This window comes from Nocardia sp. NPDC060249 (genome assembly GCF_042728755.1).
Taxonomy (GTDB): Bacteria; Actinomycetota; Actinomycetes; order Mycobacteriales; family Mycobacteriaceae; genus Nocardia.
Genome location: NZ_JBHXAQ010000012.1, coordinates 120,981 through 134,173, shown reverse-complemented (window position 1 = coordinate 134,173; position 13,193 = coordinate 120,981). Strand labels below are relative to the sequence as shown.

At 67.5% G+C, this 13,193-nt stretch carries 13 protein-coding genes; 4 read left to right on the top strand and 9 right to left on the bottom strand.

Features of this window, described 5'->3' with window-relative positions; genetic code table 11:
- Nucleotides 1-432: 432 nt before the first annotated feature.
- From tyrS to ACFWFP_RS29665, 6 genes are all read right to left on the bottom strand, one after another.
- Nucleotides 433-1,719 (bottom strand): tyrosine--tRNA ligase, encoded by a 1,287-nt coding sequence (tyrS, locus tag ACFWFP_RS29690; protein WP_379300488.1) that lies wholly within the window; start codon nucleotides 1,717-1,719, stop codon nucleotides 433-435.
- 28 nt (nucleotides 1,720-1,747) lie between these two features.
- Nucleotides 1,748-2,596 carry an alpha/beta hydrolase gene (locus ACFWFP_RS29685; protein ID WP_379300487.1) on the bottom strand — a complete coding sequence of 283 codons (849 nt, stop codon included), beginning with the start codon at nucleotides 2,594-2,596 and terminating at the stop codon, nucleotides 1,748-1,750.
- Nucleotides 2,597-2,781: 185 nt separating this feature from the next.
- Entirely contained in the window at nucleotides 2,782-3,207 is a 426-nt protein-coding gene (locus ACFWFP_RS29680; RefSeq protein WP_379300486.1) for a DoxX family protein, read from the bottom strand.
- A 106-nt stretch (nucleotides 3,208-3,313) separates the two neighbouring features.
- Nucleotides 3,314-3,931 (bottom strand): DNA-3-methyladenine glycosylase, encoded by a 618-nt coding sequence (locus ACFWFP_RS29675; RefSeq protein ID WP_379300485.1) that lies wholly within the window; start codon nucleotides 3,929-3,931, stop codon nucleotides 3,314-3,316.
- 67 nt (nucleotides 3,932-3,998) lie between these two features.
- Nucleotides 3,999-4,877 (bottom strand): RNA polymerase sigma-70 factor, encoded by an 879-nt coding sequence (locus ACFWFP_RS29670; RefSeq protein ID WP_379300484.1) that lies wholly within the window; start codon nucleotides 4,875-4,877, stop codon nucleotides 3,999-4,001.
- Nucleotides 4,878-4,966: 89 nt separating this feature from the next.
- Entirely contained in the window at nucleotides 4,967-6,145 is a 1,179-nt protein-coding gene (locus ACFWFP_RS29665) for an NAD(P)/FAD-dependent oxidoreductase (RefSeq protein ID WP_379300482.1), read from the bottom strand.
- Nucleotides 6,146-6,333: 188 nt separating this feature from the next.
- Here ACFWFP_RS29665 and ACFWFP_RS29660 point away from each other — a divergent pair, with 188 nt between their 5' ends.
- From ACFWFP_RS29660 to ACFWFP_RS29645, 4 genes are all read left to right on the top strand, one after another.
- Nucleotides 6,334-7,848: a multicopper oxidase family protein gene (locus ACFWFP_RS29660; RefSeq protein ID WP_379300480.1), complete on the top strand. Its 1,515-nt coding sequence runs from the start codon at nucleotides 6,334-6,336 to the stop codon at nucleotides 7,846-7,848.
- A 72-nt stretch (nucleotides 7,849-7,920) separates the two neighbouring features.
- On the top strand, nucleotides 7,921-8,655 hold the full coding sequence (locus ACFWFP_RS29655; protein ID WP_379300478.1) for an ABC transporter ATP-binding protein: 735 nt from the start codon (nucleotides 7,921-7,923) through the stop codon (nucleotides 8,653-8,655).
- Complete coding sequence (locus ACFWFP_RS29650) at nucleotides 8,652-9,413, top strand: ABC transporter permease (RefSeq protein WP_379300476.1); 762 nt, start codon at nucleotides 8,652-8,654, stop codon at nucleotides 9,411-9,413. The genes ACFWFP_RS29655 and ACFWFP_RS29650 overlap by 4 nt, the downstream gene beginning before the upstream one ends.
- A 28-nt stretch (nucleotides 9,414-9,441) precedes the next feature.
- Nucleotides 9,442-10,077, top strand: a complete 636-nt coding sequence (locus ACFWFP_RS29645; protein ID WP_379300474.1) for a TetR family transcriptional regulator — start codon at nucleotides 9,442-9,444, stop codon at nucleotides 10,075-10,077.
- Nucleotides 10,078-10,215: 138 nt separating this feature from the next.
- On the opposite strand, the gene ACFWFP_RS29640 is transcribed toward ACFWFP_RS29645, so the two are convergent.
- From ACFWFP_RS29640 to ACFWFP_RS29630, 3 genes are read right to left on the bottom strand one after another with little or no spacing between them, the layout of a single operon-like run.
- A complete protein-coding gene (locus tag ACFWFP_RS29640; RefSeq protein WP_379300472.1) occupies nucleotides 10,216-10,440 on the bottom strand; it encodes a Trm112 family protein in 225 nt (74 codons plus the stop codon).
- Nucleotides 10,441-10,450: 10 nt separating this feature from the next.
- A complete protein-coding gene (locus tag ACFWFP_RS29635; protein WP_379300470.1) occupies nucleotides 10,451-10,918 on the bottom strand; it encodes a GtrA family protein in 468 nt (155 codons plus the stop codon).
- Nucleotides 10,915-13,086, bottom strand: a complete 2,172-nt coding sequence (locus ACFWFP_RS29630) for a hypothetical protein (protein ID WP_379300489.1) — start codon at nucleotides 13,084-13,086, stop codon at nucleotides 10,915-10,917. The genes ACFWFP_RS29635 and ACFWFP_RS29630 overlap by 4 nt, the downstream gene beginning before the upstream one ends.
- Between the last annotated feature and the right edge of the window lie 107 nt (nucleotides 13,087-13,193).

Sequence of the window (13,193 nt, the reverse complement as noted above, 5' to 3'; positions counted from 1 at the left end):
CCACGACCGGGGGGTACGCGAAGGCTGGAACCAATAATAATATTGGCACTGACATTCATCGACACACTATTGAGTTCTCAAAGAACACACGCACAAACAGAATGACCGGATCGTTCCGGATCTCCTGAAGGGCAACTGTTCCAGCCTAACCTTGCATCCAGACGAAGTCAATCGTAAGCCTGGTCACAAGATCTTCAGCTCCGTCAGGCGTTCCCCGTACTACCGCGTTTTCCCTTGGCCCGCCAGCCTCTCGGGCTAGCGTCTCGGCTCCGGGTTGGTGTCCGTGTCGCTCTGACTTCCAATAAGTTACGCGCCGGATAACGCCGCGTCAAATCGCCTGGACAACACCGGATCTCCGCAGGTCACCGCGGTGCGCTCAGCCGCTGCGCCGGCCTGAATCACACGCATGTGACTCAGGCCTCCGCAACGACGTCAGGCTATCCGATGCACGCCCGCCATGTTCTTCTTTCCGCGCCGCAGCACCAGCCACTCACCGTGCAGGTAGTCGGCGTCGGACGGAGTCCACTCGACATCGCCGACCCGCTGGTTGTTCACCGACGCACCGCCTTCGTTGACCACCCGACGGGCCGCGCCCTTGCTTTCGCACAGGCCCGACGCGACGAGCAGGTCGACGATCGTGTTCGGTTCACCCGGCACCACCTCGGCGACCTTGCCGTCGACCGCGGCTTCGCGCAGCGCGGCGCCGAGCGTGGACAGCGGAAGTTCGCCGAGCTCACCACGACCGAAGAGGGCATGGCTGGCCAGTTCCGCCGCGCGGGTCTCGGCCTCGCCGTGCACCAGCGTGGTCATCTCCGCCGCCAGCCGCTTCTGGGCCTCGCGCGCGAACGGACGTTCCACTGTCGCCTGCTCGAGTTCGTCGAGTTCCTCGCGGCTCAGGAAGGTGAACCAGCGCAGGTAGCGCACGACATCGGCGTCGGCGGTGTTCACGAAGTACTGGTACCAGGCGTAGGGGCTGGTCAGTTCGGGGTCGAGCCACAGGCTGCCGCCGCCGGTGGACTTGCCGAACTTCTTGCCGTCGGCCGAGGTCACCAGCGGCACGGTGAGCGCATGGACATGCGCGCCGTCTACGCGCCGGTTCAGTTCGACGCCGGCGATGATGTTGCCCCACTGATCGGAGCCACCGACCTGCAGCGTGCAGCCGTGCTCGCGCCGCAGCTGCAGGTAGTCGTTGGCCTGCAGCAGCATGTAGCTGAACTCGGTGTAGGAGATGCCGTCGCCTTCGAGCCGCCGTTTGACGGTGTCGCGGGCGAGCATCACGTTCACCGAGAAGTGCTTGCCGACATCGCGCAGGAAGTCCACGGTCGACAGCGGGCCGGTCCAGTCCATGTTGTTGACGATGACCGCACCGGTCGGCGACTCGTCGAGGTCGACGAATCGCTCGAGCTGGCCCCGGATGCGCTGTGCCCACTCGGCGACAGTGTCGGTCGAGTTCATGGTGCGTTCGCCCACGTCACGCGGGTCGCCGATCATGCCGGTCGCGCCGCCGGCGAGCACGATCGGCCGATGCCCGGCCAGCTGGAAGCGCTTGAGCGCGAGCAGCGGGACGAGGTGGCCGGCGTGCAGGCTGGCGGCGGTCGGGTCGAAGCCGGCATAGAGCGTCAGGGGCGCGGCGGCCGCGGCAGCGCGCAGCTCGTCCAGGTCGGTGGACTGCGCGATCAGGCCGCGCCAGGTCAGTTCGTCGAAGATGTCGCCGGTCACGCTGACCCATCTTTCCGCATGCGGTTCGTCAGTCGCGTGCGCGGGTGAGCCAGGCGAGCAAATCGGTTTCGACCTCGTCGCGGTTGGTTTCGTTGAGGACTTCGTGGCGGGCGTCCGCGTAGACCTGGTAGGTGAGGTCGGCAAGGCCCGCGTCGCGGTATCGCTCGACGAGCAGATCGGACAGACGGAGCTTGTTGTTGAGCGGGTCCTTGTCGCCGACCATCACGTAGACGGGCAGGTCGGCGCGCACGGTGCTCGGATCGGACAGCCGCGTCTGGGCGTTGGTCGCGAGCAAGCCCATGTTGGCGTCGTCGATGGCGAACCCACACCAGGGGTCGGCGTTGTAGGCGTCGACCTGGGCTTCGTCGCGACTGATCCAGTCGGCGTCGGTGCGGGTGGGCTGGAACTCGGCGTTGAAGAAGCCGATCAGGTCACCACCGGCGGCCGCGATCTCGCCGAACAGGCCGTCGACCGCGGTGGTTCCGCTCAGAACCACCTGGTCGACGAGGCCGGAGTGGTCGAGCAGGTACTGCTGCACGGCGAAGGAGCCGAGACTATGGCCGATCAGCGTGACGGGCAGCCCGGGATGACGTTCGAGCAGGATCTCGGTGAGCGCGACCTCGTCGGCGACGAGCAGGTTCCAGCCGTCGGGACCCAGATCGCCTGGCACGGCCCCCATGCTGAGGCCGTGCCCACGGTGGTCGTCGGCGTAGACAGCGAAGCCGAGACCGGCCAGCCGTTCGGCGAGGTGCCCGTAACGGTCGGAATGTTCGCCCATGCCGTGCGCGATCTGCACGACCCCACGCGGCTCGGCGTCGGCGGGGAGCCAGGTCCGCACGTGGATCGTGGTGCCGTCGCTGCTGGAAAAAGTGAACACGGGCGCTCCTGCTCGTACGGTCTTCTCGACGTGGTCCTCGATCGTCGCACCTGCGATGGATTCGCCCTATTGGGTTCGGCGACGAAATCGGGAGCACACGATCAGCTCCATAACCGAACACTCGGCACGCCGACAATCGCCGGAACCCGATGGCTCCGGCGATTGTCAGCGTGTCGAGTGGCGGCTCATCGCACCAGCGCGGTGATGGTGGCGCGGCGTTCGTAGGCGATCCAGGCGAAGATCGCGGCCAGCACCAGCGGGAAGATCCCCATCGCGGGCTTGTCGGCGATGAAGGCCTGCGTCGCCGCGGCGAGCACGGTGAGCACGGACAGACCGGCGGCGGCCAGGCCGGACAGGCGCGGCACCATCAGGCCGATTCCGCCCGCCACCTCGACGACTCCGATGAAGATCAGCAGCCCGATCGGGATGGTCAGGTTCTCGGGAGCGTTGTCCATCAACGTGTTCGGGATGACGAGCTTCGGGCCGCCCGAGGCGATGACGAAGAACAGACCGAGCACGATCTGCAGGGTCCACAGGACGCGGTTGCGGATCTTGCCGGGGCGGTAGCCGGCGGCGTGGGAGAAGTTCGCGGAGGGGGTCGCAGTGGTCATGGTCTCGTCCTTCGAGTCGGTCGCGCCGGGTTGGTAGCGCGTTCAACAGATAGGACGGACCGTTGCCGGAAAACTCATCGCTGTCGGCGAAGTCTGTCGACATCGCCTAGGGCATCGGGGCGCGAGGGCTGCGCCGATAGACCGAGACGGCGGGCGAGGCCGGCAGCCAGAACCGCCACGGGATCTCGGCGGCCACGCTGACACCCACCCGCGGACCGGCGGCGATATCCGATTCCGGCACAGGTGGTTCCAGTTCGAGGCGCAGCTCGGAAAACGGGTCGAACAGCTCGGTTCCGTAGTCGGACATGCTGATGCCGAGCGCGCTGCCGACATTGCCCGGTCCGCGCGCCAGATCGGCGTCCCTGCGGGCGGCGGGCCTGCGTTCGCGAGCGACATCGATGCCTTCGACCACTTCCGCCGCACGGACGAGCACCGCACCGGCTTCACCGTCGTAGCCACCGGTTACGTTCACACAGAGGTGAATTCCGTACGAGCGATAGACGTAGAGTCGCCCGGCCGGGCCGAACATCACCGCGTTGCGGGCCGTCGGCCCCGGCCAGGAGTGTGCGGCCGGATCGGGCCACGGCCCGTCAGGGTTGCTGCCGTAGGCCTCGACTTCCACGATGCGCAGCGCCACCGGTCCCGACCACAGGATCGCGCCGAGCAACCTGCGGGCGGCGGCGGGTGGATCGACAGCCAGTTCCTGGGCGGACACGACCGTCATTGTCACCCAGTCGGGCACTGATACGCGACATTGCTCCGCCGCGCGTGGCCGCAGGTGCGCCCAAGCCTCAGCCCAGCAGTTCGGTGCCCTGGTAGAGCCCGGCCAGCTTGCTGGGGTTCACCTGGAAGCGCAGGTTCTGGATGTGTCCGTCGACGAGGTCGAAAGTGAAGGCGGCGCCGGGGTTTCCGGCGAAGGAAGCCAGGGTGCCCAGCTCGCCGTTGATGTCGGCCGCGGTGAGTTCGACACCCGCGGACTGCGGTTTGGCAAGGACGCCCAGGATCCACCGGGCGACGTGGTCGGGGCCGTGCAGGGGGCGGCGGGCGGCGGTGACCACGCCGCCGCCGTCGGACCAGCACGTGACATCGGGGGCGAGCAGGTCCATCAGGGCGTTGAGGTCGCCGCCTGCGCAGGCGGCCATGAACTGTGCGGTGACCTGGGCGCGCGCGGCCTTGTCGGTATCGAATCGTGGGCGTCGGGAGTGGACGTGGTTCTTCGCGCGGTGCGCGATCTGGCGCACGCTCGCCTCGGGCCGGTCGAGGGCTTCGGCGATCTCGGCGTGCGAGTAGCCGAACACTTCGCGCAGCAGGAACACCGCGCGTTCGACCGGGGTGAGCGTTTCCAGCACGACGAGCATGGCGGTGGAGACGGTGTCGGCCAATTCGGTGTCCTCGGCGATATCGGGCGATGTCAGGACCGGCTCGGGAAGCCAAGGGCCGACGTAGCTTTCGCGGGTCACGCGGGCGGAGGTGAGTCGGTTGAGCGAGAGATTGGTGACCGCGCGAACCAGGTAGGCCTTCGGATGGGTGACTGTGGTGCGATCGGTGTCGTTCCACTTGAGCCAGGTGTCCTGCAGGACGTCGTCGGCGTCGGTGACTGTACCGAGCATGCGGTAGGCGGTCGCGAACAGCAGGCGACGATGTTCGAGGAACGGATCCTGGTCGGACATACGATCTACCATCTCGCACGCTCCGTCACTGTGGCGAATCGGTGGGCGCCGAGCAGGATCGGCGCCCGATCGGCGACGGTGCGGGCTGTTCACGCGAAGGCGCGAGTCGCCTTACCGCCTTTGGACAACTGCACGCTCATGGTCATCTTCTTGCTGGCCTTGAACGTCGGAACGGGGCTGCTGCTGACCATCTCCTTGTAGGTGCGCGCGGCCCAGCCGGTGAGGTAGAGGCGGCGCGGGGTGTCGTCGGCGTTGGTGAACTGGATGACCGCGTCGCGGCGCCCCAGGCTCACCGGCTGGTGGAAGTAGCCGAAGCGGAACGGCCGCACTGTCTTGCCGCGCAGTTCGGCGGCGATCAGGTCGGCGGTGTACGCGGCCGTGGGCAGTCCACTCTGGCAGGTGCCGTGCACCTGCCCCCACCCCTGGCGGACGGCGGCCGCGTCACCGATGGCGTGAATCATGGGGTGCGACACCGACTTCAGTGTCGGGTCCACGACGATGAGGCCACGCGCGTCGGTCTCGATGCCCGCCTCGGCGGCCAGCGGGGAGACCCGTACACCGGTGGTCCACAGCGTGAGGTCGGCGCCGATCACCCGGCCGTCGGCGAGTTCGACCGCGTCGGGCCGCACCCGGGCGACCCGCACACCGATCTCGCGGACGACCCCGAGCCGGTCCATCGCCTTGTTCAGGTGGGCGCGGGCTTTGTCGCCCATCATCGCGCCCGGCTCGCCCGAGCTGATCAGGGTGACGCGCAGACCGGGGTGGCTTTCCGCGATTTCGGTCGCGGCTTCGATACCGGTGAGGCCGCCACCGCACACGGCGACGGCGGCACCCCGAGCCGCGAGGGTATCCAGCTTGCCGGCGAATTGGTGGGCGAGGCGCGGGTCGTCGAGGGTGAAAGCGTGGTCGGCGACGCCGGGTACCACGGCCGTCTCGGCGGTGCTGCCGAGGGCGTAGATCAGCTCGTCGTAGGCGAGTTCGCCGGCACCGTCGACGCGAACACGCTGCGCGCAGGGGTCGATGGCGGTCACCCAGCCCTGAACGAATTCGACGCCGGTGCCATGCAGGATTTCCGGGATGTCGTGGTGGGCGAGTTCCTGACCGGCGGCGATCTGGTGTGTCCGCAGCCGCTCGGTGAAGCGGGCCGACGGGTTGACCAGGGTGATCGCCACGTCCAGTTTCCTGGTGCGCCGGGCCAGGCGGATCGCGGCCAGCATGCCGGTGTAGCCGGCACCGAGGACGACGACGCGGTGCGTGGTGGTGGTCATTGCGGTACTCCTTGTCGGTGGGATGTACAGGGGACAAAGCAGCCCGCCGGAACGTGACAGGCCACCGATGTGATCCACATCACACACCTCTGACCTGCGGAAAACCCTGAAATGCTCGACCGGAAATCGGGGTCGAACCGGGGACGCACCCGGATGTGACGCGGCTGTGCCGTCCCTACCGTCGATGCATGACTTCTCCCCCACGTCGGCTGCGCCGCATCCTGCTCGGCGCGTGCGCCCTCGTCCTCACTCTGGTCACCGCGATCGGCGCCGCGGTGGCATGGACGTGGAGCGCCGCCGACATCTCGACGGTCGGCACCACGGAATTCACTCGGCCACTGCATATTCCACCGCTGGCCGATTCGACTGTCGACTCCACCGGAACACGGGTGTTCGCACTCGATATGCGTACCGGGACAACCGAGTTCGAGCCCGGCCGCGCCACCGAGACATGGGGCTTCAACGGCAGCTACCTCGGACCCACCGTGCGCGCCGCCCGCGGCGAACGCGTGCGAGTCCAGGTGCGCAACCAGCTCCCCGAGGCATCGACAGTGCACTGGCACGGCATGCACCTGCCCGCCGCCATGGACGGCGGGCCGCACCAGATGGTCGACCCCGGTGCGTCATGGACACCGGAATGGACGGTGGACCAACCGGCTTCGACTCTCTGGTATCACCCACACCCCCACGGTGCGACCGAGGACCACGTGCGTCGCGGCCTGGCCGGCATGTTCCTGATCGATGACGCGCCGAGCGCGGAACTGCCGCTGCCGGACACCTACGGCGTGGACGACATCCCGGTGATCGTGCAGGACATGCGCCTGCGCGGCAGCCGCCTCGACGGGGCGCACACGGTGTTCCGTGACATCGGCTTCCTCGGCGACCGCACCATGGTCAACGGCACCTCGTCCCCCTATCAGGAAGTCGGGGACGAACTGGTGCGGCTACGCCTGCTCAATGCCTCGACGGCGCGGATCTACACCTTCGCCTTCGACGACGCGCGCGCGTTCGCGATGATCGGTTCGGACGGCGGCCTGCTCGAACGCCCCACCGCACTCGATCGCATCCGCCTCTCACCCGGCGAACGCGCGGAGATCGTGGTGCGGATGCGCCCCGGCGAGCGCACCGTGTTGCGCAGCGAGAAGCTCGCGGCGGGCCTCGACTTCTGGTCGAACCGGTTCTCGGGCGGTGACGACACGTTCGATGTGCTCGAGCTGCGCGCCGCGTCGATGTTGCGCTCCTCCGATGACCTGCCGGAGACCCTGGTGCCGTTGTCGATTCCAGACGGACGCGACGCGGTCACGCAACGGCGCTTCGACCTGACCCTGGCCGGTATCAACGGCGCGCGCATGGACATGAGCCGCATCGACACCACAGTCACCCGCGGCACTGCCGAGAACTGGGTCGTGCGCAACATCGACGGCATGCCGCACAACTTTCACGTCCACGATGTGCAGTTCCGGGTGCTCGACTACGACGGCGCCCCGCCTCCCCCCGAGCTGACCGGCGCCAAGGACACCATTTTCCTGGCACCGAATACGGCGACGACGCTGGCCCTGCGCTTCGACGGGCCCGCCGATCCGACGACGCCGTACATGTATCACTGCCATCTGCTGTGGCACGAGGATGTCGGGATGATGGGCCAGTTCACCGTCGTCGAGCCAGGTCAGCAGGCCGTGGCACCCCCGGGACACGCCCACTGACCTTGCCACATCGACATCCTCGCGCTAAATTCATCACGTAGTGAATTCAACACTTGATGAATTGAGGCGACCATGTCGCGCACCGCACCCCCACCGATCGCCGTCCAGGTCGCGAACCTGACCGTCAAGCGCGGAAAACGCCCCGTCCTGCACGGCCTCACCCTGGACATCCCGCGCGGCTCGATCACCGGCCTGCTCGGCCCGTCCGGTTGCGGGAAGACCACCCTGCTGCGCAGCATCGTGGGAACGCAGCTGGTGGAATCGGGCACCGTCACCGTGCTCGGCGAGCCGGCGGGCAGCGCCGGGCTGCGCCGCCGGGTCGGTTATGTCACGCAGGCGCCGAGCATCTACGCCGACATCAGCGTCCGCGACAATGTGTCCTACTACGCCGCCCTCTACGGACGCGATCGGGACGACACCGAATCCGCGCTCGTCGCAGTCGGTTTGGCCGATCACGCCGATCAGCTCGGCGATCAGCTCTCGGGCGGCCAGAAGACCAGGGCATCGCTGGCGTGCGCGCTCGTGGGCAAGCCGGAACTCCTGGTACTCGACGAACCGACGGTCGGCCTCGATCCGGTGTTGCGCGTGGAGTTGTGGAAGCAGTTCCGCGAATTGGCCGCGGCGGGAACGACTCTGCTCGTGTCGAGTCACGTGATGGACGAAGCCGAGCACTGCGACAAGCTGCTGCTGATGCGCGAGGGCCACCTGCTCGCCCAGCTCAGCCCCGACGAACTGCGCGAGCGCACCGACGAACAGAACCTCGAGGCCGCTTTCCTGACCTTGATCACGATGGGAGAGCACGCATGACCACCCTGCGGCCCTACAGCGCCACAACCGCCCGGATCCTGCGGCAACTGCGCAACGATCACCGCACCGTCGCGATGATCCTGGTGGTTCCCGCCCTGCTGATGACCCTGCTGTACTTCATCTATCAGGACGCACCGCGCCCACCGCACGCCCCGCTCACAATGTTCGACCGGGTCGGCATCACGATGCTCGGCATCCTGCCGTTCATCGTGATGTTCCTGATCACCGCGATCGCGATGCAGCGCGAACGCACCTCGGGAACCCTCGAACGGCTGCTCACCACACCGCTGAGCAAGCTCGACCTGCTCGCCGGGTACGGCAGCGCCTTCTCCCTCGCCGCCGCCGCGCAGGCAGCGGTCGCCTGCGTGGTGGCGTTCTGGCTGCTCGGATTGACCGCCGCGGGCAGTCCGGGCTGGGTCATGCTGATCGCCATGGTCGACGCGGTGTGCGGCGTCGGGCTCGGCCTGCTGGCGAGCGCGTTCGCGCGCACCGAATTCCAGGCCGTGCAGTTCATGCCGGTGATCGTCGCGCCACAGATCTTCCTGTGCGGGTTGCTGGTACCGCGTGACCGGCTGCCCGGCTGGCTCGAGGCGATCAGCAATGTGATGCCGTTGAGCTATGCGGTCGACGCGCTCCAGCAGGTGTCGGTGCACGCGGAGCCGACAGCCGCGATGTGGCGCGATATCGCTGTCGTCGCCGGGTTCGCGGTGGTGGCGCTCGGCCTCGCCGCGGCTACTCTGCGTCGACGCACCCCGTAGCGAACAAGGCCCGACGAGAGGATCCATGATGAGTGACGGCGAATCCGGTTCCGGCACAGCGAAATCCGGGCGCACCGGGCGCAGGCCGGGCAACGCCGACACCAAGCTGGCGATCCTCGACGCGGCGCGGGTCCGGTTCGCCGGCGCCGGGTTCGACAAGACCTCGATCCGCGCGATCGCGGCCGATGCCGATGTCGACCCGGCGCTGGTGCACCACTACTTCGGCAACAAGCAGCAGCTGTTCGCCGCCGCGGTGGACTTCCCGGTCGACCCGGACACCACACTCAGCGCCGTCGACGCCGCACCGATCGACGAGCTCGGCGCGACGATCGTGCGCGCGGTCGTCACGGTGTGGGACTCCCCCGCCGGACCCGGCATCGTGGCCATGGTCCGTAGCATCTTCGCGGGCGGCGATCAGAATCTCGCGCGCTCGTTCCTGCTCCAGGTGGTGCTGGAACGGGTCAGGGTGCGCATCGCCACGGCGGACGACGACGGTCGCGCGAGGGTCTCGCTGGCCGCGTCCCAGATGGTCGGGGTCTTGACCACCCGCAAGATCATCGCACTGGAACCGCTGGCCTCGATGCCGATCGATGCCGTGGTCGATGCCGTCGGCCCGGTCGTGCAGCGCTACCTGACCGGTGACATCGATACCGGCAGTTGGTGATTCAGCGCGAAGTCACCCGCACGATCCCCGGTGGCACATCGCCCCTGCGCTCTTTCCTGATCGGGTCAGCACCTCAGCGCGAACCAAGGAAGCCGAACTCCGATTCGGGAGCCGTGGGGACGCTACCGAGTGGGCCGATCAGGATTCGGCGACGAAGAATTCGTGCTCGGCGTCGGTGACGTCGCGAGCCTCGTCGATCAGCAGCACCGGAATGCCGTTGTCGATCGGGTAGGCGCGCCGCAGCCGCGGGTTGTAGAGCACACTCACATCGGCTTCGGTGCGCACCAGCTGCAGTGGGCCCTTGTCCTGGGGGCAGGCCAGCAGGCCGAGCAGGGTTGCGTCGATGGTGGATTCTTGCGCCATGACCGACAACCTACCCGGCCGCCGCCGACGTCGGAGAATCCGAGCCACGACGGAACGAGATGTGCCGGTGACCGAAGAAACTGCCGACCGCCACCAAGCCGAGCACGACCACCGCCGACGGCATCCGCGGCAGCCCGAAGACCGAGACCGCCAGCGACAGCAGCGCCATGTTCAGCACGAGTCCGCCCGAATTCACGACAACGAACCCGAAGAAGTCGCGCAGCACATGACCGCGCACGCGGAACACCAGCGTCCGGTGCAGCACGAACGCGCTGACGACGCCGATGCTGTAGGCCAGCGCTACCGCGACCGCGGGCGGTACGGAATCACCGAGGACAGCCATCCAGGCCACGGTGAGCACGATGCCGAGGGCGGTGTTGAAGCCGCCGATCAGCGCGAACGCGAGTTCCTGTCGACGCACGACACGCAACAGCAGGCCGGTCGGTGCGTCGGCGACGCGCGGTGAGTCGGCTGTCACGAGCGCACATCCACCATTTCGCGTTCGACGGGATCGGCGCTCGGCTCGGGGTTGCCGGTCTCGGCACCGCGCCGACGGCCACGCATGTACACCCACTGTGCGACACCGAGTCCGGCCAGCCCGGCGAGTGCGGCCGCGATGCCGATCTTCCAGCCCGGCGGACGCCAGGTGACGTCGAGTTCGGCCTTGTCGGTGCCCGCCGGAATGTCCACCGCGACGATCGACTTCGCGATCTGGGTCATCGGGATCGGGGCGCCGTTCAGGGTCGCCCGGTAGCCCGGCCACGCCAGGCGCGCGAGCACGATCCGGCCGCCGGTCGGCGAACTGACCTGCATCCGGCTGCTCGTGTAGCTCTCCGACAGCGACGTCGCGGTGACGCCGGCGGCATCGGTGATCCGGCCGTTCTTGCTCGAGATCGGTCCGTCGACCCGCTCGAGCACGCCGATGTAGGTCTCGTGGCCCGGGTAGTCGACCCACTTCCACCCGGCGGGCGGTTCCTGGTCGACCACGTCGGGGAACAGCGCCTTCTGCACGACGACCCGGTCCAGGTTCATCAGATCGGCCAACGGCCGCCCGGTCGTGGCCTCCGGCGCGAACATCCGCCGGTAGGCGTCGGGGCAGACGCTGCTGTCCCAGCGCATGCAGAGCAGTTCGCCGAAGTAGAAGTGCCCGGTGGGGGTGTAGCCGTTCACGTAGTTCAAGCCGAGGCCCTTGGCCGAGTTGCCGAAAACGAGCGACCCGTACGCCCCATCGACACTCTTGTCTTTCGGCTGGAGCAGCCCGCGGTCACCGAGCTGGATGGTGTTGCCGGTGAAATCCGGGAACTTCGCCGCGGCCTCGGACCGCGAGGCAGGCAGGTTCCACGACATCGGCGTCGGCTGCGCGTCCCGCACCTGCAAGTAGACGATCGGGAACATCGCGGTGATGGCGAGCAGGCACGCGGCGGCGACGCCACGGGTCTTGTCCAGCCAGATCAATCCGGCGCCGAGCGCGCCGATCGCGGCCGCCGCCAGCAGGTGCCAGTACCAGTCATCGGGCGCGGCCGAGAACGACCGAACCCAGAGCAACAGGATCAGCACACCGGCGGCGATACCACGGTTCTTCAGGTCCTTGGTCGTGCCGTAGCGACCGAGGAGCACACAGACCAGCACGAGCAGACCGATTGCGAGCATCGGTAGCACCCGCACCGGCCATCGCAGCGGCCCGACGGTGCCGGGTCCGGCCGTCCACATCAGCATCATGATCGCGAAGATCCCGACCGCGCTGAGTTCACGCCAGCAGTCCTTCGCCCTGCGCCAGTCGATGAAGGCGAGTGCGGGAACCAGGAACCAGGCGATATAGGTGACCGGCATCGGCTGGATGTAGCCCCACCAGGAGGTGAACGCGGGCAACGTAGTCGGCAGGCTCGCGTTCAGCGACTCCGACCACGGCACGGTGAGGAACTGGTCGTTGATGATCTGCGCGGTCCCGCGCCAGGTCACCTTCGCCGAGAGCATGCTCGGCAGGTAGGTCAGCAGACCGGCGAGTCCGGCACACAGCGAAACCAGCGCCAACCGCAGCACCGGCCGCCATGCGCGCTGGTAGATGATCTCTCCGACGGCGACAGCGAACAGCATCAACGCCGCCTCGACGGCCGGGAAGATGTACTGCACCGAGATCGTCAGATACAGGAAGACGAAAACCGGGATCGGACCGCCGGTCCCCCGCGCGTAGCGTACCGACGACGCCCACGCGTGCACCATCCACGCGGTGCCGGTGAGCGCGGTCATCCAGCTCGCTGTATCGAAGAACAGGAAGAAGCCGGAGAGCGGGAACGCGACGCCCGCCACCGCCGACCATGCCGGTCGACCGCCATAGGCCAGGCAGATCCGGTACACGCCCAGGCCCGCGATGATCGAGAAGATCAACTTCACCACGGTCGCGTAGAGCGCGATGTTGTCCACCGACGGCGCGATCAAGTCGATCAGCAGCTGCGGCGGGTTGAACAGCCCGGCGTCGTCCATCGTGTTGTTGCCCGACATCCACTGCTCGGGAACCATCGCCGGGAACCGGCCGTCGCGTATCTCGCGACCCAGCGTCACCCACAGTGAGGTGTACTGCGACTCGGTGTCGTCGGTGAAGAAATGGCGTGCGTTGGCCAGCAATACGGCGACGTACCCGAGGATCACCCCGACAGTCGTGACGAGCCCCCATCGCACGACATCGCGTCGCGAATCGGAGTCTCTACGCGCATCGAGTACAGCACTGTCGGTCACGAGTCCCAGACCCTACATCG